This is a genomic window from Streptomyces coffeae (assembly GCF_016741875.1).
Classification (GTDB): domain Bacteria; phylum Actinomycetota; class Actinomycetes; order Streptomycetales; family Streptomycetaceae; genus Streptomyces; species Streptomyces coffeae.
The window spans coordinates 467,555-493,083 of record NZ_JAERRF010000004.1 but is presented as its reverse complement, the minus strand read 5'-3'; the positions used below and the strand labels follow the sequence as shown (position 1 = coordinate 493,083).

General features: G+C 72.4%; 20 protein-coding genes. 11 read left to right on the top strand and 9 right to left on the bottom strand.

Annotated features, from left to right (window positions below; all coding sequences use genetic code 11):
* Window positions 1-100: 100 nt before the first annotated feature.
* Window positions 101-1,054: a DUF8829 domain-containing protein gene (locus tag JK363_RS09270; protein WP_201873698.1), complete on the bottom strand. Its 954-nt coding sequence runs from the start codon at window positions 1,052-1,054 to the stop codon at window positions 101-103.
* Window positions 1,055-1,077: 23 nt separating this feature from the next.
* On the bottom strand, window positions 1,078-2,403 hold the full coding sequence (locus JK363_RS09265; RefSeq protein WP_307821659.1) for an MFS transporter: 1,326 nt from the start codon (window positions 2,401-2,403) through the stop codon (window positions 1,078-1,080).
* Between the two features lie 86 nt (window positions 2,404-2,489).
* Here JK363_RS09265 and JK363_RS09260 point away from each other — a divergent pair, with 86 nt between their 5' ends.
* A complete protein-coding gene (locus tag JK363_RS09260) occupies window positions 2,490-3,809 on the top strand; it encodes an aminotransferase class I/II-fold pyridoxal phosphate-dependent enzyme (protein ID WP_307821658.1) in 1,320 nt (439 codons plus the stop codon).
* 73 nt (window positions 3,810-3,882) lie between these two features.
* Here the strand turns inward: JK363_RS09260 and JK363_RS09255 are convergent, their stop codons facing one another.
* Window positions 3,883-5,901, bottom strand: a complete 2,019-nt coding sequence (locus JK363_RS09255; RefSeq protein WP_201873693.1) for an acetoacetate--CoA ligase — start codon at window positions 5,899-5,901, stop codon at window positions 3,883-3,885.
* 307 nt (window positions 5,902-6,208) lie between these two features.
* On the opposite strand from JK363_RS09255, the gene JK363_RS09250 reads away from it, so the two are divergent.
* The 6 genes from JK363_RS09250 to glpK all read left to right on the top strand — a co-directional run bounded on the left by JK363_RS09250 (window position 6,209) and on the right by glpK (window position 14,034).
* Complete coding sequence (locus JK363_RS09250; protein ID WP_201873692.1) at window positions 6,209-8,662, top strand: glycoside hydrolase family 31 protein; 2,454 nt, start codon at window positions 6,209-6,211, stop codon at window positions 8,660-8,662.
* Between the two features lie 267 nt (window positions 8,663-8,929).
* Window positions 8,930-9,733, top strand: coding sequence for a M15 family metallopeptidase (locus JK363_RS09245; RefSeq protein ID WP_201873690.1), 804 nt, complete (start codon window positions 8,930-8,932; stop codon window positions 9,731-9,733).
* Window positions 9,734-9,846: 113 nt separating this feature from the next.
* A complete protein-coding gene (locus JK363_RS09240; protein WP_201873688.1) occupies window positions 9,847-10,299 on the top strand; it encodes a Zn-ribbon domain-containing OB-fold protein in 453 nt (150 codons plus the stop codon).
* Window positions 10,296-11,486, top strand: a complete 1,191-nt coding sequence (locus JK363_RS09235; protein WP_201873685.1) for a lipid-transfer protein — start codon at window positions 10,296-10,298, stop codon at window positions 11,484-11,486. Before JK363_RS09240 ends, JK363_RS09235 begins: the two co-directional genes overlap by 4 nt.
* A 233-nt stretch (window positions 11,487-11,719) precedes the next feature.
* Window positions 11,720-12,490: an MIP/aquaporin family protein gene (locus tag JK363_RS09230; RefSeq protein ID WP_201873683.1), complete on the top strand. Its 771-nt coding sequence runs from the start codon at window positions 11,720-11,722 to the stop codon at window positions 12,488-12,490.
* Window positions 12,491-12,504: 14 nt separating this feature from the next.
* Complete coding sequence (gene glpK, locus JK363_RS09225) at window positions 12,505-14,034, top strand: glycerol kinase GlpK (protein ID WP_201873681.1); 1,530 nt, start codon at window positions 12,505-12,507, stop codon at window positions 14,032-14,034.
* 89 nt (window positions 14,035-14,123) lie between these two features.
* On the opposite strand, the gene JK363_RS09220 is transcribed toward glpK, so the two are convergent.
* From JK363_RS09220 to JK363_RS09205, 4 genes are read right to left on the bottom strand one after another with little or no spacing between them, the layout of a single operon-like run.
* Window positions 14,124-14,717 (bottom strand): GTP-binding protein, encoded by a 594-nt coding sequence (locus JK363_RS09220; RefSeq protein WP_201873672.1) that lies wholly within the window; start codon window positions 14,715-14,717, stop codon window positions 14,124-14,126.
* Entirely contained in the window at window positions 14,698-15,093 is a 396-nt protein-coding gene (locus JK363_RS09215) for a DUF742 domain-containing protein (protein ID WP_201873670.1), read from the bottom strand. Before JK363_RS09215 ends, JK363_RS09220 begins: the two co-directional genes overlap by 20 nt.
* 15 nt (window positions 15,094-15,108) lie before the next feature.
* Window positions 15,109-15,537, bottom strand: a complete 429-nt coding sequence (locus JK363_RS09210) for a roadblock/LC7 domain-containing protein (RefSeq protein ID WP_201873668.1) — start codon at window positions 15,535-15,537, stop codon at window positions 15,109-15,111.
* A complete protein-coding gene (locus tag JK363_RS09205) occupies window positions 15,534-18,368 on the bottom strand; it encodes a nitrate- and nitrite sensing domain-containing protein (RefSeq protein WP_201873666.1) in 2,835 nt (944 codons plus the stop codon). Before JK363_RS09205 ends, JK363_RS09210 begins: the two co-directional genes overlap by 4 nt.
* 376 nt (window positions 18,369-18,744) lie before the next feature.
* Here JK363_RS09205 and JK363_RS09200 point away from each other — a divergent pair, with 376 nt between their 5' ends.
* Window positions 18,745-19,176: a hypothetical protein gene (locus JK363_RS09200; protein WP_236075629.1), complete on the top strand. Its 432-nt coding sequence runs from the start codon at window positions 18,745-18,747 to the stop codon at window positions 19,174-19,176.
* Here JK363_RS09200 and JK363_RS09195 read toward each other — a convergent pair.
* Together JK363_RS09195 and JK363_RS09190 are read right to left on the bottom strand one after the other, a co-directional pair.
* Complete coding sequence (locus JK363_RS09195) at window positions 19,124-20,320, bottom strand: NAD(P)/FAD-dependent oxidoreductase (protein WP_201873661.1); 1,197 nt, start codon at window positions 20,318-20,320, stop codon at window positions 19,124-19,126. The genes JK363_RS09200 and JK363_RS09195 overlap by 53 nt on opposite strands.
* The gene (locus JK363_RS09190) at window positions 20,317-20,679 is read right to left on the bottom strand and encodes a bifunctional 3-phenylpropionate/cinnamic acid dioxygenase ferredoxin subunit (protein ID WP_201873660.1); all 363 of its coding nucleotides are present in this window, start codon (window positions 20,677-20,679) and stop codon (window positions 20,317-20,319) included. The genes JK363_RS09195 and JK363_RS09190 overlap by 4 nt, the downstream gene beginning before the upstream one ends.
* 149 nt (window positions 20,680-20,828) lie before the next feature.
* Between JK363_RS09190 and JK363_RS09185 the strand changes: the two genes are divergently transcribed.
* The 3 genes from JK363_RS09185 (at window position 20,829) to JK363_RS09175 (ending at window position 25,493) form a co-directional block, all read left to right on the top strand.
* Window positions 20,829-21,626: an IclR family transcriptional regulator gene (locus JK363_RS09185; protein ID WP_201873659.1), complete on the top strand. Its 798-nt coding sequence runs from the start codon at window positions 20,829-20,831 to the stop codon at window positions 21,624-21,626.
* Window positions 21,627-21,951: 325 nt separating this feature from the next.
* Window positions 21,952-23,037: an S-(hydroxymethyl)mycothiol dehydrogenase gene (locus JK363_RS09180; protein WP_201873657.1), complete on the top strand. Its 1,086-nt coding sequence runs from the start codon at window positions 21,952-21,954 to the stop codon at window positions 23,035-23,037.
* Window positions 23,034-25,493, top strand: a complete 2,460-nt coding sequence (locus JK363_RS09175; protein WP_201873655.1) for a GcvT family protein — start codon at window positions 23,034-23,036, stop codon at window positions 25,491-25,493. Before JK363_RS09180 ends, JK363_RS09175 begins: the two co-directional genes overlap by 4 nt.
* Window positions 25,494-25,529 lie beyond the last annotated feature (36 nt).

The window sequence follows — 25,529 nt, the reverse complement described above, 5'->3', positions numbered from 1 at the left end:
ACTGTCCGGCGAATGAGCCGGAGGGCTGTGCAACCCGGGTGTCACCAGGGTCCGTTCCCCGCCGCGGCGATCGCGGCGGAGAACGGGCCCGGTGTTGTGATCACCCCTCCTCGAGCCGGGTGTCCTCGGGCCGGGTGAGCGGGATGCCCGCCCGGTACTCGACACCGTGCTCCGGTGGGATCGGCTCGCCGGTCTCCGCGTCGGTGCAGTACGCGGTGAACACCTCCGCCTCGCTCAGCGGCCGGAGCCAGCCGTCGTGCAGCGCCCAGCCGCGCACCCGGTCCCGCGCCCCGGGCAGTGAGCTGCGCAGCACGATGCCCCCCGGGCTCCGGGTGGCGATGCCGCAGGCCAGCACGGTGCGGAAGACCTGAGCGCCGGGCTCGGCCGCGCGCGCCGGGCGCTCTCCCCGCGCCTCGGCGTGCACCACCGCGACCAGCGAGGTGCCGCCCGCCGGGACGCTGCACACCAGATGGTGCACACCGAGCCCCGCCGCCTCCAGCACCGCGCGCAGCGCGGCGGCGGCCCGCTCGGCCGCCGCGCCGGCGATGCCGTCACCGGCGCCCGCCCGGGAGAGCAGGGCCGTGGCGTACTCCAGGGTGGCTCGCTCCTCGGCCGCGCCGATCAGGCGCGGCACCAGACGGTCCATCGGCTGTCCGTCGTAGGTCACGGTGCCGCCCGCGGCCGCCGTCTCCGCCGTGTAACGGGTGCGGGCGGCCGGGGTGTCGGGGTCGAGCCGGGCATCCGCGCAGAACTCCGCGTAGCCATCCGGATCGAAGAGGGCGACCGCCGTGTGTACGCCCTGCGCGGCGAGCGCGCGCAGCAGCCCCTCCATCTGCCGCACATAGTGGGGGTGGTCGTCGAACGTGAACGACGCATAGCGCCGCATGGCCGTGAAGTCCCGCTCGTCCGCCAACAGCGCCACGGTGCTGGGCACTTCTCTCCGCAGCGCCCGCCGCGCGGTGAGCCGCTTCGTCCTCCCCCGGCCGCCGCCGGGCCCGGCCCGGTGCCTGCCCCGTCCGCTCCGCTTCCTGCCGCCGTGCCTGGTGTGCGCCATGACTCCCCCTCAGCGCCCGTGGGTCAATGCTCACTCACCGTAACCGGGGCCACTGACAACGCTCCGTCGCCGCGGTCGCGGACCAGGTGCCGCTGGGCGCCGCACATCGCGGCCAGCCCGGCGCCGAAGCCGAGCCAGCCGAGGGGGCCCGCGGCGATCGCGGCGGTCACCGCGAAGGGGCCCACGCTGCGCTGCACGGCCTGGGCCAGACCGTGCACTCCGAGGTAGGCGCCCTGTGCGCTGGGCGGGGCGAGGGCGACGGACAGCTCCCAGGAGATGGTGGCGTGCAGCATCTCCGCGACGGTGAAGGCGGTCGCGGCGAGCACCAGCGCGGCGACCGCGAGCCAGGTCGCGCCGACGGTCGAGGCGGCCAGCGCGGCGCCGCCGAGGAGGAAGGCGCCCGCCAGCGGCCCCAGTGTGGCGCGGGCGGTGTGCGGGGTGGCCCCGAACCGCGCCAGCGGGACCTGGAAGAGCACCACGAGCACGTTGTTGAGGACGAGCAGCAGGGGCACCAGCTCATGCGGTGCATGGGTGGCGGTCGCGGCCCACAGCGGCAGGCCGATCTTGAAGACGGAGTCGTCGAGGAAGAGGACGGCCTCGGTGGCGGTGAAGGTGAGATACCCGCGGTCGCGCCAGGGGTTGGGGGGCGCGGCGGCGGGTGCGGTCCGCCGCGGCGTCTGGTGCTTGGTCCCTTCACCCCGGGGATGGGACGAGGCCACGACGCGTGTGGCCGAGGGCGGTTCGGCGCAGCCGAGGGTGATCAGGGCGGAGGCGACGAAGGAGAGGGCGTCGCCGATGAGGAGCCAGCGGTAGACGGCGAGGGAGCCGCCGGTGAGCGCCGCGGCCGCGATGAGTCCGCCGACGGCCCAGCCGGTGTTGGAGGCGGTGCGGTTGATGGCCTGGTAGCGGGCGCGGTCGGGGCCCGCGACACGGGTCGCGTAGAGCTTGGTGAGGACGGCGGAGGCGCGGTCACCGACGCTGCCCAGGGAGGCGATGGCGAGCAGCAGGCGCAGATCGGTGGTGGTGAGGAGGGCCAGCGAGGCGACGGCGCGCACCAGTTGGACGGCGATCAGCAGCGGGCGCAGCGGGACGCGGTCGGCGAGCGCGCCGCCGAGGGGCGGTCCCGCGATACCGACGGCGCCGGACACGCCGAGCAGCAGGCCGATTTCGGCGGTGGTGAGCCCGGCGGCGTAGGTGAAGTAGAGGGCGGCGGTGGCACCCCACAGTCCCGAGCCGACCCGGTCGACGAAGCTGACGACCAGCATCCGGCGGCCGTCCCGGCCGCCGGGGATGCGCTTGCCGAGCGGGATGCGCTCGGCGGGTGTGGTGCGCCTCCATGGCTTGCTCACCTGGTTTCCCCCTGAAGCGAGTTGACCCGTGGTCACGCGGTGACACGAGTTGACACGAGTTTTTGTATCGGTACAGAATGTTTTCTGTGGCGACACAATATGAGATCACTGGCACCACGGCCAAGGGAATCGCCTCATCGATCGAACAGGGCGTCGTGGACGGGGCGTTGGTTCCCGGCACCGCGCTGCCCCCGGTGCGCCGCCTGGCCGAGCGGCTCGGCGTCAGTCCCGGCACGGTCGCGACGACCTACAAGGAGCTGCGCCGCCGCGGGATCGTGATGACGCACGGGCGGGGCGGCACGGTGATCGCCGAGGCCCCCGCGGTCGCCTCACGCCGTCCGCCGCCGGTGCCCGACGGGGTGCGCGATCTGGCGGGCGGTCATCCCGATCCCGCGTTCCTGCCCTCGGCGCTGCCGTCCGCGCGGCTCTCCCCCGGCATCCGGTCGCACCGCGCCCGGCCCCGGCTGGCCGGACTGGAAGAGCTGGCCGGCGGCTGGTACGAGCGCGACGGCGTCCCGAGCGAGCACATCACCTTCGCCCAGGGCGCGCTGGACTGCATCGCGCGGCTGCTGTCGGTCGAGCTCACCCCCGGTGACGCGGTGGCCATGGAGGACCCCGGCTATCACCATCTGCTCGATCTGGTCCCGGCCTTGGGACTGCGCACCGTGCCGGTGGCGGTGGACGACGAGGGGATCCGGCCCGACGCGCTGCGGGCGGCGCTGCGGTCGGGGGTGCGCGCCGTCGTGTGCAGTCCGCGCTCGCAGAATCCGTACGGCGGCTGGTTCACGGAGGAGCGGCGGGCGGCGCTGCTGGAGGTGCTGGACGGCACGCCCGAGGTGCTGGTCATCGAGGACGACCACGCCGCGGACATCGCCGGGGTGCCGCTGCACAGCCTCACGACCGGGGGGCTGGCGCGATGGGCCCAGGTGCGTACGGTCTCCAAGCACCTGGGGACCGATCTGCGCTGGGGCGCGCTCGCCTGCGACCGGACGACGCTGGCACGCCACGACGGACGGCTGCTGCTGACCTCGGGCTGGGTCAGCCATGTCCTCCAGGAGACGGTGACCCGGCTGATGACCGACCCGGAGACCCGGGCCCTGGTCGACGGCGCGCGCACCGCCTGCGCGCTGCGGCGCGAGGCCCTGCTCACCGAGCTGTCGGCCCGTGGGATCGCCGCGCACGGGGCGAGCGGGATGAATGTGTGGGTGCCGGTCCGGGACGAGGCGGCCGTGGTCAACGGACTGCGGACACACGGCTGGTGGGTGGCCGCGGGGGCCCGGTTCCGGCTGGCGTCCGCGCCGGGCGTACGGATCACGACCGCGGGTCTGGCGGCCGCCGACGCGGGGCCGCTGGCGGCGGATCTGGCGGCGGTGCTGGGTGAGTCACAGGCGACGTACGGCGGATAGGTCCGCCGTACGTCGCCCCTGACCGCCGTACGTCACCCCTGTCCCGTCGGGCCGACCGCCGGGATCGCGGCTGTCAGCCGGTCTGTGTCCGCTTCTCCCGGGCCAACCGCTCGTAGAAGTACAGCAGTTCCGCGTTGTCCACCGAGCCGGGGTTGACGGCCTTGTCCATCGAGGTGCCCTGGAGGAGGCGCTTGACCGGGACCTCGATGCGCTTGCCGGTGAGGGTGTGCGGTACGCCCGGCACCTCGATGATCTCGTCGGGGACATGGCGCGGGGAGAGGTTCGCACGGATCGTCCGCTTGATGCGGTCGCGCAGCCCCTCGTCCAGCGTCGCGCCCGGCGCGAGATGGACGAACAGCGGCATCCAGTAGCCGCCGTCGGGCTGCTCGACACCGATCACCAAAGACTCGCGGATCTCGGGCAGCCGCTCCACCGCCTCGTAGATGTCGGCCGAACCCATCCGCACGCCCTGCCGGTTGAGCGTGGAGTCCGAGCGGCCGTGGATGACCACGGTGCCGCGGTCGGTGAGGGTGATCCAGTCGCCGTGGCGCCAGGCGCCGGGGAACATCTCGAAGTAACTGTCGCGGTAGCGGCTGCCGTCGGGGTCGTTCCAGAAGCGCACCGGCATCGACGGCATGGGCTGGGCAACGATCAGCTCGCCGACCTCGTCGACCACCGGCTTGCCCTGCGCGTCCCACGCCTGGAGGTCGGTGCCCAGGCCCGGGGCCTGGAGTTCACCGATGTACACCGGGAGGGTGGGTACGGCCCCGGCGAAGCAGCTGCACACATCGGTGCCACCGCTGACCGAGGCGATCCACATGTCCTCCGCCACCTCGTCGTGGATCCAGCGGAAACCGTCGGGCGGCAGCGGGGATCCGGTGGTGGCGACGCACTGCACACGGGAGAGGTCGAAGTCGCGGCCCGGGTGGACCCCGGCCTTGCGGCAGGCCATGACGTACGCGGCGGAGGTGCCGTAGAGCGTGGTGCCGGTGCGCTCGGCCACCCGCCACTGGGCGGCGGTGTCCGGGTAGCCGGGGCTGCCGTCGTAGAGGACCACCGTGGCGCCCACCAGCAGGCCGGACACCAGGAAGTTCCACATCATCCAGCCGGTGGAGGTGTACCAGAAGAAGCGGTCGGCGGGCCCGAGATCGCAGTGCAGGCCCACTTGCTTGAGGTGCTCCAGCAGGATGCCGCCCTGGGACTGCACGATCGCCTTGGGCAGTCCGGTGGTGCCGGAGGAGTAGAGCACCCACAGCGGATGGTCGAAGGGCAGCGGTGCGAAGACCGGCTCGACCGCTTCGCTCACCACCGCCTCCCAGTCGAGCGCGCCCTCCGGGGCCGGGGTGCCCAGCAGCGGGATGTGCACGACGGCGCGCAGGGTGGGCAGCTCGCGGCGCAACTCGGCGACGGTCTCGGCGCGGTCGTGCGTCTTGCCGCCGTAGCGGTAGCCGTCGACCGTGAACAGGACCACCGGCTCGACCTGCTGGAAGCGGTCCAGGACGCTGCGAGCGCCGAAGTCGGGGGCGCAGGAGGTCCATACGGCTCCGACGGCGGCGGTGGCGAGGAGGGCGATCGTGGCCTGGGGGATGTTGGGGACATAGCCGCTGACCCGGTCACCGGGGCGAACGCCCAGGCGGCGCAGCTCGGCGGCGACCGCGCCGACCTGGCCGCGGAGCTCCGCCCAGGTGACGGGGGTGACCTCCTGCGTCTCGTCGACGTGGAGGAGAGCGGGGGCGTCGGCGCGGGCCGGGTCCTCCCCCGCGCGCAGCGCGTGCTCGGCGTAGTTGAGGGTGGCGCCGGGGAACCAGCGGGCGCCGGGCATGGCGGGGTCCGCGAGCACTGTCTCGTACGGGGTGGTGAAGCGCACCTCGAACCACTCGGCGACGGCCGCCCAGAAGGTCTCCAGCTCCGCCACGGACCAGCGGTGCAGCGTGGCGTAGCTCGGGGCCGGGTCGTCCGGGGTCGCGGCGGGCGCGCCGTGCCGCTCGGCGGCCCAGGTGTGGAAGCGGGTCAGCTGGGACCGGGCGACCCGGTCCGCTCCGGGCTGCCACAGGGGCCTGGGCAGGGGGTCGGAGTGCGCTGAGGTGTTCATGTGTGTCGGCTCCCGGGCTGTCGGCGTGGGCCACGCTGCCCACGTCGTCCACGTCAACTGTGCGACGGCGTCGTGGCGGTCTGGTCTGGTCTCGTCCGGACTGATGCGTGCAGGCGGTGTGTACGGTGTGTGCGCTCTGTGCGGTCTGGGTCGGCTCGTCGGTGTCCGTGCAGGACGATGCCATGTGATCGATCCCCGCACCAGGGGCGCCACTCCACATCCGGCCGGGAAGGAGTGTGGCCGGACCACGGTGAACGGCAGCTGAACTGTGGTCTGCACCGGCTCCGTCAGTGGCAGGGTGAGCAGTATGGATGCGCGTGACCTGGTGCGGTCGGGGAAGCTGGTGCGGTCGGTGAAGGCGGTCGGTACGGCGCGGGGGCTGCGGTCGCTGCGGGCGGCGTGGCAGCGGCGGCGTTCGGACGCGGTGGGGCTGCCGCGGCGGGGCCCGGAGCTGGCCCGGGTGCCGGGTGTGGTGACCGGGGCGGATCCGCAGCCCGGCGGCGGCGTGGTGCGGTTCGCGCGGTCGTCGCTGCGGGTGCGGGTGACGACGGGCGGCGCGGTGTTCTGCGGCTGGGACGGGGCGGCGCCGGAGCCGTCGTACGCGCTGGTCCGGGGCTGCCCGGAGGTGGATGACCGGGCGGTGCTCGAGCCGGACACGGTCGGCGGCTGGCGGGTGGTGTCCGAGCGGGTCACGGTGGCGGTCTCCCGGCTGGGCGCGGTGGAGGTGCGGACGCCGGGCGGCGTGATGCTCCGCCGCGATCTTCCGCCGCGCTGGTGGGAACCGGCCGCCGCGGTGGCCGGATCGGCACCGGAGGAGCGGGACGGGCACGGGCCGGACGGGGAGCGGCCGGCCGGCGTGGGCGCCCGCTGGCAGCAGCGGTCCGAGGTGGCGGCGGACGCCCGGTTCTTCGGGCTCGGCGGGCGGTCGTCGGGGCCACGGCTGCGGGACGGCCGGTACCGGCTGTGGAACACCGACCCGGGGGGCGCCTTCCGGCCGGGTGACGATCCGCTCTCGCTCACCGTGCCGGTGCAGCTGGTGGTGGCGGACGCGGGCACCCATCTGGTGTTCCACGACAACTCGTGGGACGGCTCGGTCACCCTGCGGGAGGGCGAGGAGGGCGAGGGTTCCGGCCATGACCGTCCGGGCGGCTGCTGGACGCGGATGGAGGGCGGCCCGCTGCGCTACTGGGTGATCGTGGGCACCCCGGCGCGGGTGATGCACAGCTGGGCGTCGCTGACCGGCACCCCGGCGGTCCCGCCCGCCTGGGCGCTCGGCCATCACCACGCCCGGTGGGGCTTCGGCAACGCGGACGAGGTGCGCCGGGTGGTGGCCGGCTACCGGGAGCGCGGGCTGCCGCTGTCCGCGCTGCATCTGGACATCGACCACTACGCGGGGAACCGGGTGTTCACGGTGGACACCGAGCGCTTCCCCGATCTGCCCGGTCTCGCCACCGAGCTGCGGGGCGAGGGCGTACGGCTGGTGTCGATCGTCGATCCGGCGGTGAAGGCGGAGCCGGGTGACGCGGTGTACGACAGCGGCTCGGCGGCCGATGTGTTCGTACGCGACGCCCTGGGCCTGGAGGTGCGCGGCGAGGTGTGGCCGGGTGAGTCGGTGTTCCCGGACTTCACCGATCCGCGGGTGCGCAAGTGGTGGGGCGCGCTGTACGCGGAACGGCTGGCGCAGGGCTTCTCCGGGGTGTGGCACGACATGAACGAGCCGGTGTCGTTCGGCGCCTTCGGCGGGACGACACTGCCGCGCTCGGCCCGGCACACGCTGGAGGGCCGCGGTGGCGACCACCGGGAGGCGCACAACGTCTACGGTCTGACGATGGCGCGGGCCGGTTATGAGGGTCTGCGCGAACTGCGGCCGGAGGAGCGGCCGTTCCTCTTCTCGCGCTCCGGCTGGGCGGGATTGCAGCGCTACGGGGGCAGCTGGTCGGGGGACGTGGCCACCGGCTGGCCGGGGCTGCGTGCCTCGCTGGCCCTGGTGCTGGGGCTCGGTCTGTCGGGTGTGCCGTACTCGGGGCCGGACATCGGCGGGTTCACCGGCTCCCCGTCGCCCGAGCTGTATCTGCGCTGGTTCCAGCTGGGCGCGTATCTGCCGCTGTTCCGCACGCATTCGGCCCTTTCGGCGGGGCGCCGGGAGCCATGGGAGTTCGGGCCGCGGGTCCTTCGGTTCGCGGCGGCGGCGCTGCGTGAACGGCAGCGGCTGCACCCGTACTTCCTGACCCTCGCCCAGCTGGCGGGACGTACCGGTGCGCCCTATGTGCGGCCGGTGTGGTGGCGCACGCCCAAGGACCGTGCGCTGCGCGACTGTGAGGACGCCTTTCTGCTGGGCGACGCACTGCTGGTGGCGCCGGTGCTGGAGGAGGGTGCGGAGCAGCGTACGGTGCGGCTGCCGCGCGGCCGCTGGTACGACACGGTGACCGGGGTGGCGTACGAGGGGCCGGGCCGGGCGGTGCTGGACGCCCCGCTGTCGCGGATCCCGGTGCTGGCGCGGGCGGGCTCCGTGGTGCCGGTGGCGGGTGCCGACGGCGGGGTGGAGCTGGAGGTGTGGACACCGTGTCCGGGGCGCAAGGGCGGTGGCGGGGTGCTGGTCGAGGACCGGGGCGATGGCTGGGAGAAGACCGAGGTGGTGCGGTTCTCCACCCGGCTGCGCGCGGGCGAGGTGCGCGTGGAGCGGGAGGACGGGGCCGAGGTGGGCCATCCGGTGCGGGTACGCGGCCACGCACCGCGGAACGGGAGCCGGGGGCGCCGCTGAGCGCTCCGCGGGAACTGCCGCGAGGTGCCGTCGTTCGTCCGCGGCTGCGTCGTGGCCGGCCGCGCCCACGCGGCGGAGCCGCACATCGACACAGCCCCGCGCCCCTTCGGGGCAACCGAACCGCACCGGACGTCGGCGAGGCCGCTCAGGCCCTGTCCGGCGGATCGTGTCGGGCCCCTCGAAGATCCACCAGGCAGGGTCCAGGGGCAACGGGGCGCGCGGCGGCCGGGGTTGCCCGGGGCGCAGGCGGGCTGGTAGAGCATGGCCATGCCGAAATGTGCTGCCGCGCTGCGCGCCCTCGCCCTGCCCCTCGCCGCCCTGATGGCCCTGGCCTCCTCCGGTCCGGCGCAAGCGAAACCCGATCCGAAGGCCCCCGAGGAGTTCGTGGCGCTGAGTGATGTGGATCCGACGATCCTCCAGGAGATCCGGTACCTCACACCGCACAACTTCACCGGTGATCCGGTCGACGGCTATCGCCGCCCGATGTGCATCCTGACCCGTCCGGCGGCCGAGGCGCTCCACCGGGCGCAGACACGGCTGCTGAAGCGCGGTGACACGCTGAAGGTGTACGACTGCTACCGCCCGCAGCGCGCCGTGGACAACTTCGTGGAGTGGGCGAAGGACCTCGACGACCAGCGGATGAAGGATGAGTTCTATCCGCGGGTCGACAAGACCCGGCTGTTCGAGGACGGCTATATCGCCGAGAAGTCCGGACACAGCCGGGGCAGCACGCTGGATCTGACGATCGTGAAGCTGCCCGCGAAGCCCACCCGGCCGTATGAGCCCGGCGAGCAGCTCACGCCCTGCTACGGGCCGCGGAAGGAGCGGTTCCCGGACAACTCGGTGGACATGGGCACCGGATACGACTGCTTCGACACCCTCTCGCACACCATGGATCCGCGGATCACGGGAGCTCAACGGGCGAACCGGATGCTGCTGAAGACCACCATGGAGAAGCTGGGCTTTGTCAATCTGGCCGAGGAGTGGTGGCACTACACCTACAAGCCGGAGCTGTTCCCGGACACCTACTTCGACTTCCCGGTGGCACGCCGGTCGCTGACCGGCCACTGATGGTCCCGGTCTCTTCCGGCGCGTGACGCGTCCGAGGTTCCCCGTGGCACACTTCTGACGTACCGTCAGTTCAGTTGCGCCACTGTCCGCTGGACCGTCTGCCGGGAGGGGCCGTGTCCCATACCCGAACACCGGTGGTCACGGGGTGGTTCACCCCGGACGACACCACCGCATTCCGGCTGCTGGGCACCCGCTGCCGCCGGTGCCGCACCGTGTACTTCCCGCGCGAGGACGCCTTCTGCCGCGCCCCCGGCTGCCCGGGCACCGCACTGGACGAGGTACCGCTGTCCCCGCGGGGCCGGATCTGGTCGTACACCGACGGCCGCTACCGGCCGCCCGCCCCGTATCCCTCGGACCCCGACCGTCCCTGGCGGCCGTACACCCTGATCGCCGTGGAACTGGCGGCCGAGGGGATGGTGGTGCTGGGGCAGGGCGCGCCCGGGGTGACCGTGGCAGATCTGGCCGTGGGCATGGAGGTCGAGGTGGTGCCCGGGGTGCTGGCCGAGGAGGACGGGCGGACCCTGACCACCTGGCACTGGCGGCCGCTTCCCGAGGAGGCTTCATGACGGGCGATGTGGCGGTGCTGGGCGCCGGAATGCACCCGTGGGGCAAATGGGGCCGTGACTTCACCGAGTACGGGACGGCGGCCGCCCGCGCCGCGCTCGAGGACGCCGGTCTCGAGTGGTCCGCGGTCCAGTCCGTGGTCGGGGCGAACACCCTGCGCTGCGGCTATCCCGGACAGGTGGCGGGCGCGACCTTCGCCCGGGCGCTGGGCTGGCAGGGCGCCAAGGTCACCAGTGTGTACGCGGCGTGTGCGTCCGGTGCGCGGGCGATCGACACCGCCCGTGCCCAGATCCTGTCCGGGATGGCGGACACCGTTCTGGTGGTGGGCGCGGACGCGGCACCCAAGGGCTTCTTCGCACCCGCGGGCGGTGAGCGCCCCGATGACCCGGACTGGCTGCGCTTCCGGGTGCTGGGCGCCACCAACCCCGCCTATTTCGGGCTGTGGGCACGCCGCCGGATGGCGGTGTACGGCGATACGCCCGAGGACTTCGCACGGGTCAAGGTGAAGAACGCGGCCGCCGGGGCCCTCAACCGTTACGCCCGCTACCGCTCCCCCGTGACCGCCGAGGACGTGGCCGCGTCCGCGGTGGTCGCCGATCCGCTGCGGCTGCTGGACATCTGTGCCACCTCCGACGGGGCGGCGGCGCTGGTGCTCGGCAGCATGGAGACGGCGCGGCGGCGCGGGGCGCGGCGGCCGGTGCGGATCCGCGCGGTGTCGTCGGTCTCCCCGCGCTATCCGCGGACCGCGCTCGATCTGCCGGACATCGCCACCGACTCCGCCCCGACGGCCGGCCCGGGACCCGATCCGTTCCGTCCGTCCATCGCGCGGGCGGCCTACGAGGAGGCCGGGCTCGGACCGGAGGACCTGTCGCTGGCCGAGGTGTACGACCTGTCCACGGCACTGGAGTTGGAGTGGTACGAGGACCTGGGGCTGTGCGGCGCCGGGGAGGGGGCGAAGCTGCTGCGCGAGGGCGTTACGGCGCTGGGCGGGCGGATCCCGGTCAATCCCAGCGGCGGTCTTGCGTCCTTCGGGGAGGCGGTCCCGGCCCAGGCCATCGCCCAGGTGTGTGAGCTCACCTGGCAGTTGCGCGGCACCGCGGGAGACCGCCAGGTGGCGGAGGCACGGGCCGGAATCACCGCGAACCAGGGGCTGTTCGGGCACGGCTCATCGGTGATCGCGGTGTGCTGAGGGACCGTGGGCCGCGGCTGTCCGGCGTCCGGCCGTGACGGACACCGTTGCCGTTCATCACCTTGACGCCGCATAACCTCGGAGCAACACTTCTGCGGTGTCCGTCGGCGTCGCCGCGCGCAGGCTCCACCACGCTCACCCCCCATGGGCGATTCCGATGCATCCGCACGCTCGAAACGACCCAGCACGGAGGACCGGGGCACCGCGTCCCGGGCGAGGTCCTAGGAGCCGCCATGAGCAATGGGGACATCTTCACCGGTGAGGTCATCGGCACCGCGATACTGATTCTCTTCGGAGCGGGCGTCTGTGCCGCCGTCACCCTGAACCACTCCAAGGCCAAGGCCGCCGGGTGGATCGTCATCGCCTTCGGCTGGGGCTTCGGCGTCCTGGCCGGGGCCTACACCGCGGCGCCGCTCTCCGGCGCCCATCTCAACCCGGCCGTGACCGTGGGCGTCGCCGTCGACACCGGCGACTGGGACAAGGTGCCGCTCTACATCATCAGCCAGTTGATCGGCGCCGCCATCGGCGCGGTGCTCGCCTGGCTGCTGTACTACGCCCAGTTCGCCGCCAACGCCGAGGAGAAGAACGCGCAGCCGACGCTGGGTGTCTTCTCCACCATCCCCGAGATCCGCAATCCGGTGGCCAACCTGGTCACCGAGATCATCGCCACCGCGGCCCTGGTGCTTCCGCTGCTCGCCTTCGGCAAGGTCGACGGGATCGGCATCGGCCCGGTGCCCGGCAGAGGCGGCGACGGCACGGTGATCTACGGATCCGGTATTTCCATCCTGCTCGTCTCCTTCCTGGTGGTCGGGATCGGCCTGTCCCTGGGCGGGCCGACCGGCTACGCCATCAACCCGGCGCGCGACCTCGGCCCGCGCCTGGCCCACGCCCTGCTGCCCATCCCCAACAAGGGGACCTCGGACTGGGGTTACGCCTGGATCCCGGTGGTGGGTCCGCTGATCGGGGCCGTGCTCGCGGGTCTTGTCTTCAACGCAGCCTTCTGACCGAAGGAGACGCCATGCCGAACCGCTCGGACACCTATGTCGCCGCGATCGACCAGGGCACCACCTCCAGCCGCTGCATCATCTTCGACCAAGGCGGCCGGATCGTCGCCGTCGACCAGCGCGAACACCGCCAGATCTTCCCCAAACCGGGCTGGGTGGAGCATGACGCCACCGAGATCTGGGCCAAGGTGCAGGCCGTGGTGGCGGGCGCGCTCGCCAAGGCCGGGCTGCGCGCCGACCAGCTGACCGCGCTGGGCATCACCAACCAGCGCGAGACGACCGTGTTGTGGGATCGCGCCACCGGCAAACCAGTGCACAACGCGATCGTCTGGCAGGACACCCGCACCTCCGCCCTGTGCACCGAACTCGGCGGCGAACACGGCCAGGACCGCTTCCGGGACACCACCGGACTTCCGCTGGCCAGCTACTTCTCCGGGCCCAAGGCCGCCTGGCTGCTGGAACACGTACCCGGGCTGCGCCGCCGCGCCGAGCTCGGCGAGATCGCCTTCGGCACCATCGACTCCTGGCTGATCTGGAACCTCACCGGCGGCACCGATGGCGGGGTGCATGTCACCGATGTCACCAACGCCGGGCGCACCCTGCTGATGGACCTGGAAACCCTCCAGTGGGACAGCGCGATCCTGTCGGCGATGAGCATCCCCGAGGCGATGCTCCCGGAGATCAGGTCCTCGGCCGAGGTGTACGGCACGGCGGTGGGCCAGCTCGCCGGGGTGCCGGTGGCCTCCGCCCTCGGTGACCAGCAGGCCGCGGTGTTCGGCCAGACCTGCTACGGCGTCGGCGAGGCCAAGAACACCTACGGCACCGGGAGTTTCCTGCTGCTGAACACCGGAGACCGCCCGGTGCCGTCCAAGAGCGGACTGCTGACCACGATGGGCTACCGGCTCGGGGGTGAGCGGCCCGTCTACTGTCTGGAAGGTTCGATCGCCATCACCGGGGCGCTGGTGCAGTGGTTCCGCGACCAGTTGGGCATCATCCGCTCGGCCGACGAGATCGAGCCGCTGGCCGCGAGCGTGTCCGACAACGGCGGGGCGTATATCGTCCCGGCGTTCTCCGGGCTGTTCGCCCCGTACTGGCGCTCCGACGCGCGCGGGGTGGTCACCGGTCTCACCCGGTACGTCACCAAGGCGCATCTGGCACGTGCCGTACTGGAGGCCACCAGCTGGCAGACGCGCGAAGTGGTCGACGCGATGTACCAGGACTCCGGGGTGCGGATCACCACCCTCAAGGTCGACGGCGGGATGACCGCGAACGGGCTGCTGATGCAGCACCAGGCCGATGTGCTCGGTGTCCCGGTGATCCGTCCGGTGGTCTCCGAAACCACCTGTCTGGGCGCGGCGTACGCGGCCGGGCTGGCCACCGGGGTGTGGCAGGACCTCGACGAACTGCGCTCCCACTGGCAGCGGGACGCCGAGTGGTCCCCGCGGATGGGCGCGGAGGAGCGGGAGCGCGAGTACGGCAACTGGCGCATGGCGGTGGAGCGCAGCTTCGGGTGGCACAAGGAGGACCGGGACGCCGAAGCGTAGGCCCTTCCCCACCGCGCCACATGGCGACGGCCCGTACCCCGCACGGCGGGGTACGGGCCGTATCGCTCCTGCGCCGCGCGGACGTCCGGCTAGCGCTGTGTGGCCGAGGCCAGCATCGCGTGCTCGACGACCGAGATGAGCACCTCTTTGGCGGACTCCCGCTCGCGGGCGTCGCACAGGATGACCGGGGTCCCGGGGTCGAGATCGAGCGCATCGCGCACCGCCTCCTCGGGGTAGCGCTCGGCGCCCTCGAAGCAGTTGACGGCCATCGTGAAGGCGATACCGCGCCGTTCGAAGTAGTCGACGGCGGCGAAGCAGTCCTCCAGCCGCCGGGTGTCGGCCAGCACCACCGCGCCCAGCGCGCCGGTGGCCAGTTCGTCCCACAGGAACCAGAAGCGGTCCTGTCCGGGGGTGCCGAAGAGGTAGAGGACGAGGTCCTCGCGGAGGGTGATACGCCCGAAGTCCATGGCGACGGTGGTGGTTGTCTTGCCCTCCACCCCCGCGATGTCGTCGACCGGGCGGCCGGCCTCGGTGAGGAGTTCCTCGGTGCGCAGCGGTTTGATCTCGCTGACCGCGCCCACCAGGGTCGTCTTGCCCGCGCCGAATCCGCCTGCCACAAGTATCTTCAGCGTGACCGGTTCGACGATGGGAGAGCGGCCTAGGTCAGAGTGCCCGTAGACCATTGATCACCTCGCGCAGAATCCTCTCGTCCGGCAGTTCCGCCGGAGGTACGGGCCGGGACACTCGGACGAGTGCCGCGTGGAGCAGGTCACCGATGAGTACACGGACCACCCCGACCGGAAGGTCGAGTTCGGCCGCCAGCTCGGCGACGGACTGTGGGGTGTCGCGGCTCATTTCGACGATGTCGATGTGCTCCGGGGACAGCGTCTGGTCAGTGACGGTCCGGTGGCTCACAGCGTCGGCGACGACGACCGCGATCAGATCGAGCTTTCCCTCCGCGGCGCTGCGGGTGCGTCCCCGTGTCATCGCATAGGGCCGGACCACCGGCCCCGCCGCGTCGTCGAACCAGCGGCCGGTCTGTTCCCCGCCTCGGGTCATGTCCCCCGGCCTCCGTCACCCGCCGGATCGCGGAGCGGAGCCCAGATGGGCCCCCACCCGCTTCACCAGCAGCGTCATCTCGTAGGCCACTTGACCGACATCGGAGTCGGCGTCGGCGAGCACCGCCAGGCAGCTGCCGTCGCCCGCGGCGGTGACGAACAGGAAGGCGTCGTCGAGCTCGACGATGGTCTGCCGCACCCGGCCGGCGTCGAAGTGGCGGCCGACGCCCTTGGCGAGGCTGTGGAATCCGGAGGCCACGGCGGCCAGATGCTCGCCGTCCTCCCGGGACAGATCGCGCGAGCCGCCGGTGGGCAGGCCGTCCCCGGAGAGCACCAGCGCCTTGCGGATGCTGCCCACCCGTCCGACCAGTTCGTCAAGCAGCCAGTTGAGTTCGCCCGACGTCCCTGCCGAGGCGTTCCCTGCTGCGGCGTTCGATGCGGTCATCGACCGTCCCCCTCATATGTCGTTCCTGGTGCTGTGTCCTGCGCGCCGGGACCGCTGCCCGTCTGACGCCGACCGCGCTGCCACCCCCGCTGGAGGGAGGCCATGGTGGCCCGGGCCTGTTCGGCCTCCCGTTGGGGATCGGTGTCCGCAGGGTACCTTTCCGCCTCGTCACGCGGCGTGGGGTCGTTCCTCAGCTGCGGAGCCAGGTTGGCCTGCCGGACGCGCTTGGGCAGTCCGGATGCCGAACGCTGCGGCGGTGCCGGGCGTTCGGGCGTCCGCTCCCCCGCCCAGGACGGGGCGCGGTCCTGACCCTGCCCCGGGATGTGCCCCGATCCGTACCCCTGTCCCGGCCCCTGTCCCGGCCCCGGTGCCTGTCCCCGTGTGACCGGGGCCGTTCCGCTGTCCGGGCCAGGTCCGGTGTCCGGGCCCGGCCGTTCGGCCCGGGAGGGCTGATCGACGCTCTGCGGGCGGGCATGCCGGCCGCCCGGGGTGCCTTCGACCGGGCGGCCGTGGTCGGAGACCAGCACCGGCGGGACACGGCGGGGCAGCGGGGCGGGACCACCGCCGTGGACCGGCGGCGGTCCGGCAGCGGGCTGGTGCCGCTCGGCGTCGGGGGCGGGTCGCTGGCTGGGCAGTCCGCGGGCCCGGAAGATCCCGCCCAGCTCGTCGTCCTCCTCGGTCTCTGCGGTCGCCCCGGTCTTCTCGGTCTGCCCGGTCTTCTCGGTCTGCCCGGCCGGGAAAGGCGAGACCGGCGCCTCGAGTTGGGCGGGTCCGCCCCGCGGCGGCCCGGTCGGTGCCGTGAGCTGCCGGAAGGCCGCGGAGGAGTCCTCCAACGGGGCGGTCCGCTGCTGGACTGCCTGGAGCCTGGTCTGGGGACCCGGCCGGTCGTAACCCTGGCCGCGGCCGCGGTCGTCGGCATCCTCACCGGGGTCGTTCTCGCTGAGCAGCCTGCCGGGGATGAGGACGACGGCGGTGGTGCCGCCGTACGGCGAGGGCTGGAGCGAGACGCGGACGCCCTGGCGCTGGGCGAGCCGGCTGACCACGAACAGACCGAGCCGGTCGGTGTCGGACAGCTCGAACTCGGCGGTCTCGGCGAGCCGGAGGTTGGCCTCCATGAGCGCCTCGGACGTCATCCCCAGACCGCGGTCGTGGATCTCCAGGGTGAAGCCCTTGGCGACCCGCTCGCCGTGCACCTGGACGGCGGTGTGCGGCGGGGAGAACACGGCGGCGTTCTCCAGCAGTTCGGCGATCAGGTGGGTGAGGTCGCCGACGGCCGGGCCGTTGACCGCGAGCCGCGGCATCCGGCGGACCTCGATCCGCTCGTAGTCCTCGACCTCGGCGACGGCGGCGCGCACCACGTCCATCAGCTGGATCGGCTTGCGCCACTGCCGGGAGGGTGCGGCGCCGGACAGGATGACCAGGCCCTCGGCGTGCCGCCGCATACGGGTGGTCATATGGTCCAGGCGGAACAGATCGGCGAGTTCGTCGGTGTCCTCGGTGCGCCGTTCCATGGCGTCGAGCAGGGTGAGCTGGCGGTGCAGCAGTACCTGGCTGCGGCGCGCGAGGTTGACGAAGACCTCGGAGACGCCCTGGCGGAGCTCGGCCTGTTTGACGGCAGCCTCGACGGCGGCCCGCTGGAGGGTGTTGACAGCCTGACCGACCTGGCCGATCTCATCGGGGCCGTAGTCGAGCCGGGGCGCCTCGGTCTCGATATCGACCTTGTCCCCGGCGCCGAGGCGGCGCATCACACCGGGCAGCCGGACGCTGGCGACCTCCTGGGCGTCCTTGCGGAGCCCGGACAGGTCACGGACCAGGGTGCGGCCGATGCGGAACGAGACGAAGACCGAGACGACCAGGGCCAGCAGACCGAGGATGCCGGCCGCGCCGGCCTTGAGCAGCACGCTGTTGGCGACCGGGTCGATACGGTCCTGGAGCCGGTCGGTGGCCTCGTCGCCGAGTCGGTCGTAGTCGTTGAGGACCGGCCCCGCGGCGGCCTCCCAGTGCTCCTGGTCCAGGGCCTTGATGGCCGCCTTGGGGTCCATCGAGGAGAGGATCTTGCCCTCGGCGACCCGCAGCGCGGCGGGGGCGGATTTGGTGCGCCGGTAGTCGGCGAAGACCTTCTGCTCCGAGGCGGGCAGGACCGGGAGGTTGGTGTCGTAGAGCAAGGTGCGCTCGGCGATGAGGTCGGAGATGGCCTTGAGGTCGGCCAGGGTCATCTTGCGCGCCGTCAGGGAGGAGACATACAGGGCGTCCTCCCGGGAGAGGGCCTCCCGGGCGCGGATCATCGCGACCAGTGCCCGGCCCTGCTTGTCCAGGTCGGTGTCGGGCACGGCATGCAGCGAACTGCGGAAGTTGTAGCAGAGGTCGACGAGTTGGTTGTAGTACTCATATGCTGCGATCCGGGTGATCTCGTTGTCCTCGACCTTCCGGCGCAGACTGTCGAGGCCGTCGGCCGCCTTGAGGATCGCGCCGAGCTGGTCCCGGGAGTCGTCGTTCATCAGGTCGCGCACATCGCCGTCAGAGGCGGCGTCCCGCAGGGTGTTGAGGACCTGGTCGGTCTTGCGCTGCTGGGTGTGGAGCACGGGGAGCGCGTCCGACCGGCGGGGATCCGCGAGCAGGATGAGCGTCTGCCGCCGCTCCTTCTGGACGGCGTGCACCGCGTCCTCCGCCGGCTGGCCCGCCTCGTCGATGATGTCGGACGCGTCCAGCAGCTGCATCGCCTCACGACCCGTGATCACTGTAGCGAAGGCCCAGATTGCCGTCAGTGAGACAAGCGGCACCAGCAACAGCGCCACGATCTTCCGGCGGATGGACTTCCCGCGAAAGCGCATGGCCTCCCCAACGTCAACCCCCTTGCGCGGGGGCGGTGTTCGATGTTCCGACAACGAGCGGGCGCGAGCCTACTACTGCAATATGGCCGTCTCGAAGAGCTGTCCGGTAGATGCAGTGATCCCCCCACCCCTGTTGATCAGGAGTTGTCGGGCCATTGTCCGACTTACCCCCCGGGGCTTGGCACCGACCTGCCGATCATCGGGTGCCCCTGGCACATGAGGCTTGGCCGGTTTTCCTCTCCCCACGGTCCGCGGAGGGGAACTTCCGGTGTCCGCCGTTCGTGACGTTACGGGGGACATCAACGGGGCATACGTCCCAAGTACCGCTATCTGGGACGGCGGGGCGGGGCGGCCGCAGGAAAGGGGTGAGCGCGTCATGGACGTCATGCACGACGCGATGGACAAGGATCGCGACATCCCGGCGCGGGCGGTCCGGCCGCTGTGGACCGAGGAACCGGCCCGCCGGAGGCGGCTGCCCGACCCCGTCCGTACGGCGGCGGTGCGGGCGGTGATCATCGTGGCGGTGACGCTGGTGCAGGCGATGGTGGCGGTGCTGTGCACGTTCGCGGGGTCGTGGTTCGCCTTCCCCGCCGTGCTCGCCACGGTGGCGAGCACGGTGGTGGCCACCTGGGGTGTGCTGGATGTGTGGGTGACCCGCCAGGTCTGGAACCAGCGCTACGGGGTGGTCTCCCGGCCCAGCAGCACGGCGCGGGAGCTGCGCCGTCAGCGCCGGGAGGCCCGCAGGGCGGGGCGGGTCACCTCCCGGCCGGCCGCGGAGCGCGGGCGAGCTCGCGGCGCAGCCGCATAAAGGGCCGGGGCCGGTTGACGCCGAGGACGGCGGTGGTGCTGCCGTCCCGTTCGTAGACGGCCAGGAGTCCGGCGCCGGGGTCGGCGGGGTCGCCCTCATCGATGCGGACGGTGTCACCGGGTTCGCGCCGTCCCGCGTACTGGATCCGGGCGCCGTACTGGTCCGACCAGAAGTAGGGCAGCGCGGTGTACGGCTCGACGGTGGATCCGGCGAGCAGATTGCGGGCGGCCACCGCGCCCTGTTCCATTCCGCTGGTCCAGTGCTCGGCGCGGACGGTGCGTCCGGTGCCGGGCCGGGCGAGACGGGCCACGTCCCCGACGGCCACCACATTGGGCAGCGCGGTGACACAGCCCTCGTCGCACAGCACCCCGTCGTCGAGTTTCAGGCCCGAGCCCTCCAGCCAGCCGGTGACGGGTCGCACTCCGATACCGACGATCACCACATCGGCGGGGAGCACCCGGCCGTCGGCGAGCTCCACACCGGTGACCCGGTCGGTCCCGCGCAGGGTGGCCACCTGGGTGCCGCACAGCAGGGTCACCCCACTGTTCCGGTGGAGCGCGGCGCAGGCCCCGGCCAGTTCCTCGCCGAGCTGTGGGACCAGCGGCAGCGGAGCGGCCTCGACCACGGTGACGTCCAGTCCGAGGGCGGCACAGGAGGAGGCGACCTCGGCGCCGATGAACCCGGCGCCGATCACCACCGCGCGGGCGGCGCCCGCGCGCAGCTCGGCGCGGAGCCGGGCGGCGTCGTCGAGGGTGCGCAGGGTGTGCACCCCGGGGAGCGCGGTGGCGCGCAGGGTGCGGGGCGCGGCACCGGTGGCGATCACCACCCCGTCGGTGCCGAGGGTGCGGCCGTCCGCGAGGCGCACCTCGCCCGCGGCGGGGTCCAGCACCTCGGCCCGGACACCGAGCAGCCACTCGGCGTCCAGCTCGGCCTCGTCCTCGGGGTCGGTCAGGGCGAGCGGACCGGGATCGCCGTCCGGGCCGCCGGGGCGGGTGAGGAATTCCTTGGACAGGGGCGGGCGGTCGTAGGGGCGGTGGCGCTCCTCACCGACGATGACCAGCCGCCCGTCGAAGCCGTGGGAGCGCAGGCCCCGCGCCGCGTGCAGTCCGGCGAGCGAGGCGCCGACGACGGTGACCGTCCTCATGCGACCGCTTCTTCCTGGACCGCGCGGACGGGCTCGCCGGGAACGGTGTGCACCGTGGGGTGGACATAGAGCATTCCGTCGACGACCGTGACAGCGTGGGTCCGTACGGGCTTGCGGGCGGGCAGGCAGGTGGGCTCGCCGGAACGCAGATCGAACAGCGCGGCGTGCAGCGGGCATTCGACATAGCAGCCCTCCAGCCAGCCTTCCGAGAGGGAGGCGTCCTGGTGGCTACAGGTGTCGTCGATGGCGTAGAACGCGCCCTCGGAGTGGAACACGGCGATCGGCCCGCCGATCTCACCGGCCTCGACACGCACCGACTCGCCCTCCGGCAGGTCCTCGATACGGCAGACGGGAATCATTGGCCCCCCTCACGTTGATCGGTATCATGCGTTCTGAATGGCGCATCGAATAGCGCGATGCGCAACAGAATCCAGATCAGGAAGGCAGCCGTCAAGAGTTCCCCGTCAAGGGGCCCCACGCGAAGCCGCCGGATGGTGAGATCAGACCCATGACGAACACGACCGAGGACCGGGCCGAGGAGAAGCGGGGGGCCTCCGGGGCAGTGCAATCGGTGGACAGGGCGGTCAGCGTCCTGGAGATCCTCGCCAAGCTGGGCGAGGCCGGAGTGACCGAGATCGCCGAGGAGCTGGGGGTGCACAAGTCGACCGCCTTCCGGCTGCTCGGCGTGCTGGAGAACCGCGGGCTGGTCGGCCAGGAACGAGAACGGGGGAAGTACTACCTGGGCGCGGGGGTGCTCAGACTCGCGGGCGCCGCCGCCATCCGCCTGGACATCTCGCAGGAGGGCGCCCCGGTGTGCCGGGCGCTGGCCGACGAGACCGGGGAGACCGCCAATATCGCCGTGCTGGACGGGGACGCGGCGGTCAACATCATGCAGGCGCGCGGCGCCGCGGCGGTCACCGCCTTCAACTGGCTGGGCCGCCGGACCGCGCTGCACGCGACCGCGAGCGGCAAGGTGCTGCTCGCCCATCTGACCGGCGAGCGGCGGGAGCGGCTGGTGACGCGGAAGCTGCCGCGGTTCACCGAGCACACCATCACCACCTCCGCCGAGCTGCGGCAGCAGCTGGAGACGGCCGCCGAGCGCGGCTTCGCCTACTCCTGCGAGGAGCTGGAGATCGGGCTGAACGCGGTGGCCGCCCCGGTGCGCGGCCACGACGGTGTGGTCATCGGGGCGATCGGCGTCTCGGGCCCGGCCTACCGGATGGCTCAGAGCCGGCTGCCCGACCTGGCCGAGTACGCCGTGAAGACGGCCGAGGAACTGTCCCGGAGGATGGGCTTCCCCGGCTGAGCACGGGAAGAAAAACCACCACCCGCACGAGGGGGCCGGATTCGTCCGGCCCCCTCATCGTCTTCGCGGAACGCCCCGCCGGGAGCGCCCGTCCGCAGCCATGCCCTCCCGGGTCAACGCTTCGCTCCAGGTGGTTTGCGCGTACCTCTTGACCGCGCGGGGGAACCACTTTCAGGATGTCCCCCATCGCGCAACACGCCGCGCTATACGCAACTCGAGGGTAACCAAGAGCGGTTGAACCGGTCGGTTTCCCCCCATATCGAGTCCGCCATGCCAGCTCCCCACGCCCGGTCCCTGCGAGCGCAGGAGAACAGAGGAGTGAGCCATGCCGCAAGAAGCCCGCGCCGTCGTCGCGGTCAAAAAGGGCGCCCCCGTGGAGGTGGTGCCGATCATCGTGCCCGATCCCGGCCCCGGTGAGGTGCTCGTGGCCGTCCAGGCGTGCGGGGTGTGCCACACCGATCTGCACTACCGGGAAGGCGCGATCGGTGACGAGTTCCCGTATCTGCTCGGGCACGAGGCGGCGGGGACCATCGAGGCCGTGGGCCCGGGCGTCGCCGGGCTCGCCCCCGGCGACTACGTCGTCCTGGCCTGGCGCGCCCCCTGCGGCGGCTGCCGCTCCTGCCGCCGGGGCCGTCCCTGGTACTGCTTCGACAGCCGCAACGCCGCCCAGCCGATGACGCTCGCCGACGGCACCCCGCTCAGCCCGGCCCTGGGCATCGGGGCGTTCGCCGAGAAGACGCTGGTCGCGGCGGGCCAGGCGGTCAAGATCGACCCGTCCGCGCGCCCCGAGGCGGCGGGCCTGATCGGCTGCGGGGTGATGGCCGGGTACGGCGCGGCCGTGCACACCGGCCAGGTCGGCAACGGGGACACGGTGGCCGTCATCGGCTGCGGCGGGGTCGGCAACGCGGCCATCACCGGGGCTTCGCTGGCCGGGGCGCGCCGGGTGATCGCGGTGGACATCGACGACAAGAAGCTGGACGCGGCCACCCGCTTCGGCGCCACCGACACCGTCAACTCCCGCGGCACCGACCCGGTCGAGGCGGTGCGCGAGCTGACCGGCGGCTTCGGCGCCGATGTGGTCATCGACGCGGTGGGCCGCCCCGAGACCTACCGGCAGGGCTTCTATATGCGCGACCACGCCGGGGTGCTGGTGCAGGTCGGTGTGCCGGACCCGGAGATGCGGATCGATCTGCCGCTGATCGACCTGTTCTCCCGCGGCGGCGCCCTCAAGTCGTCCTGGTACGGCGACTGTCTGCCCAGCCGGGACTTCCCCGTCCTGGTCGACCTCCACCTCAGCCGCAAGCTGGACCTGGAGGCATTCATCAGCGAGATGATCGCGCTGGACGAGGTGGAGCCGGCGTTCGCCAAGATGCAGCGCGGCGAGGTGCTGCGGTCGGTGGTGGTCCTGTGAACGGGGAGGCCCGCAACAGCCAGCGGCGCGTGGTCATCGTGGGCGCCGGTATCGTCGGCTGCTCACTGGCCGACGAGTTGACCGCCCGCGGCTGGAGCGAGGTCACCGTCCTGGAGCAGGGGCCGCTGCTGGCCCCCGGCGGTTCGACCTCGCACGCGCCCGGACTGGTCTTCCAGACCAGCCCCTCCAAGACCCTCACCGACTTCGCCGCCTACACGGTGGAGAAGTTCTCCGCCCTCGAGGTGGACGGGCTGTCCTGTTTCAACCCGGTGGGCGGACTGGAGATCGCCACCAGCGAGGAGCGCTGGGCCGATCTGCACCGCAAGGCCGGGCTCGCCGCCTCCTGGGGGGTGCGGGCCGAACTGATCGGCCCCGCGCGCTGCGTGGAGCTGTGGCCCCTGCTGGACCAGGACAGGATCCTCGGCGGTCTGCACACCCCGGACGACGGACTCGCCCGCGCCCTGCTCGCCTCCCGCGCCCAGATGGAGCGGGCCACCGAGCGCGGCGCCCGCTTCCTGGACCGGCACACCGTGACCGGGATCGAGCAGGAGGACGGCCGGGTCACCGGCGTGGTCACCGACCGGGGCCGCTTCGACGCCGACCTCGTGGTGTCCGCGGCCGGATTCTGGGGCCCGCTGATCGGCGCGATGGCCGGGGTGCCGGTTCCGCTGCTGCCGCTGGCCCACCAGTACGCCAAGACCGCGCCGCTGCCGGAGCTGGCCGGCCTCAACGACCCGCGCACCGAGGCGAACCGGCCGATCCTGCGCTTCCAGGACCGCGATCTGTACTACCGCGAGCACACCGACCGCCTCGGCATCGGCTCCTACGCCCACCGGCCGATGCCGGTCGACGCCGCCGAGGTGCCCGCCTACGACGACGCCCCGGTGATGCCGTCCTCGCTGCCGTTCACCGAGGAGGACTTCGCGTCCAGCTGGGAGGACAGCGTCGGACTGCTCCCCGCGCTCGGCGCGAGCCGGGTCGAGGAGGGCTTCAACGGCGTCTTCTCGTTCACCCCCGACGGGATGCCGGTGCTCGGCGAATCCCGTGAGGTGCGCGGCTTCTGGCTGGCCGAGGCGGTGTGGGTCACCCACTCCGCGGGCGTCGCCAAGGCCGTCGCCGAGTGGATGACCGACGGGCGGCCGTCCACCGATGTCCACGGCTGCGATCTGTACCGCTTCGAGGACGCCCAGCGCTCCCCCGCCTATGTGGCCGAGCGCGGTGCCCAGAACTTCGTCGAGGTCTACGACGTCATCCACCCGCTGCAACCCATGGAGTGGCCCCGCCCGCTGCGGGTCAGCCCCTTCCATGTGCGCCAGCGGGAGCTGGGCGCCTCCTTCCTGGAGGGCGGCGGCTGGGAGCGGCCGCACTGGTACACGGCCAACGCCCCGCTCGCCGAGGGCATCGAACTGCCCCCGCGCGACGCCTGGTCGGCCCGCTACTGGTCGCCGATCGCCGCCGCCGAGGCCAGGGCCACCCGGGAGCGGGTCGCGCTGTACGACATGACCCCGCTCAAGCGGCTGGAGGTCAGCGGACGCGGCGCGCTCGCCTTCCTCCAGCGGATGACCACCAACCAGCTGGCGAAGAAGCCCGGTTCGGTCACCTACACCCTGCTGCTGGACGAGGCCGGGGGGGTGCGCAGCGATCTGACCGTCGCTCGGCTGGCGGCGAACCGCTTCCAGGTGGGTGCCAACGGCGGTCTTGACCTGGACTGGCTGCTGCGCCACGCGCCGGACGACGTGCATATCGCCGACATCACCCCCGGCACCTGCTGCGTCGGGGTGTGGGGCCCGCTCGCCCGGGACCTGGTCCAACCGCTCACCCGCGATGACTTCTCGCACGGCGCGTTCGGCTACTTCAAGGCCCGGCAGACCTACCTCGGCCATGTCCCGGTCACCGCGATGCGGCTGAGCTATGTCGGTGAACTGGGCTGGGAGCTGTACACCACCGCCGATATGGGCCTGCGGCTGTGGGACACGCTCTGGGAGGCGGGACAGGAGCACGGGGTGATCGCCGCCGGGCGCTCCGCCTTCAACAGCCTGCGGCTGGAGAAGGGGTACCGCGCCTGGGGCCATGACATGACCACCGAGCACGACCCGTACGAGGCCGGGGTCGGCTTCGCCGTCCGGATGGACAAGGGCGACTTCATCGGGCGGGCCGCGCTCGAGGGCCGCTCCGAGGAGACCGCGCGGCGCAGGCTGGCCTGTCTCACCCTGGACGATCCGGCCGCCCTGGTCATGGGCAGCGAGCCGGTGTTCGTCGACGGCGCGCCCGCCGGCTATGTGACCAGCGCCGCCTACGGCTACACCGTCGGCCGCACGGTCGCCTACGCCTGGCTGCCGGCCGCGGCCGCCGTGCCCGGCACCGCCGTGCACATCGAGTACTTCGGCGAGAAGGTCCCCGCGACCGTCGCCGTCGAGCCCCTCTTCGACCCGCGGATGGCGCGGATCCGCCGCTGACCTCCCGGCGTCCGTGTCCCATCGACCTCTTCGACC

Excerpts from the sequence above, each read along its gene's own strand:
- JK363_RS09270 (WP_201873698.1), bottom strand. The coding sequence starts at position 1,054 with ATGGCGCACACCAGGCACGGCGGCAGGAAGCGGAGCGGACGGGGCAGG.
- JK363_RS09255 (WP_201873693.1), bottom strand. The coding sequence starts at position 5,901 with ATGAACACCTCAGCGCACTCCGACCCCCTGCCCAGGCCCCTGTGGCAG.
- JK363_RS09250 (WP_201873692.1), top strand. The coding sequence starts at position 6,209 with ATGGATGCGCGTGACCTGGTGCGGTCGGGGAAGCTGGTGCGGTCGGTG.
- JK363_RS09245 (WP_201873690.1), top strand. The coding sequence starts at position 8,930 with ATGCCGAAATGTGCTGCCGCGCTGCGCGCCCTCGCCCTGCCCCTCGCC.
- JK363_RS09235 (WP_201873685.1), top strand. The coding sequence starts at position 10,296 with ATGACGGGCGATGTGGCGGTGCTGGGCGCCGGAATGCACCCGTGGGGC.
- JK363_RS09230 (WP_201873683.1), top strand. The coding sequence starts at position 11,720 with ATGAGCAATGGGGACATCTTCACCGGTGAGGTCATCGGCACCGCGATA.
- glpK (WP_201873681.1), top strand. The coding sequence starts at position 12,505 with ATGCCGAACCGCTCGGACACCTATGTCGCCGCGATCGACCAGGGCACC.
- JK363_RS09220 (WP_201873672.1), bottom strand. The coding sequence starts at position 14,717 with ATGGTCTACGGGCACTCTGACCTAGGCCGCTCTCCCATCGTCGAACCG.
- JK363_RS09215 (WP_201873670.1), bottom strand. The coding sequence starts at position 15,093 with ATGACCCGAGGCGGGGAACAGACCGGCCGCTGGTTCGACGACGCGGCG.
- JK363_RS09210 (WP_201873668.1), bottom strand. The coding sequence starts at position 15,537 with ATGACCGCATCGAACGCCGCAGCAGGGAACGCCTCGGCAGGGACGTCG.
- JK363_RS09205 (WP_201873666.1), bottom strand. The coding sequence starts at position 18,368 with ATGCGCTTTCGCGGGAAGTCCATCCGCCGGAAGATCGTGGCGCTGTTG.
- JK363_RS09200 (WP_236075629.1), top strand. The coding sequence starts at position 18,745 with ATGGACGTCATGCACGACGCGATGGACAAGGATCGCGACATCCCGGCG.
- JK363_RS09195 (WP_201873661.1), bottom strand. The coding sequence starts at position 20,320 with ATGAGGACGGTCACCGTCGTCGGCGCCTCGCTCGCCGGACTGCACGCG.
- JK363_RS09190 (WP_201873660.1), bottom strand. The coding sequence starts at position 20,679 with ATGATTCCCGTCTGCCGTATCGAGGACCTGCCGGAGGGCGAGTCGGTG.
- JK363_RS09185 (WP_201873659.1), top strand. The coding sequence starts at position 20,829 with ATGACGAACACGACCGAGGACCGGGCCGAGGAGAAGCGGGGGGCCTCC.
- JK363_RS09180 (WP_201873657.1), top strand. The coding sequence starts at position 21,952 with ATGCCGCAAGAAGCCCGCGCCGTCGTCGCGGTCAAAAAGGGCGCCCCC.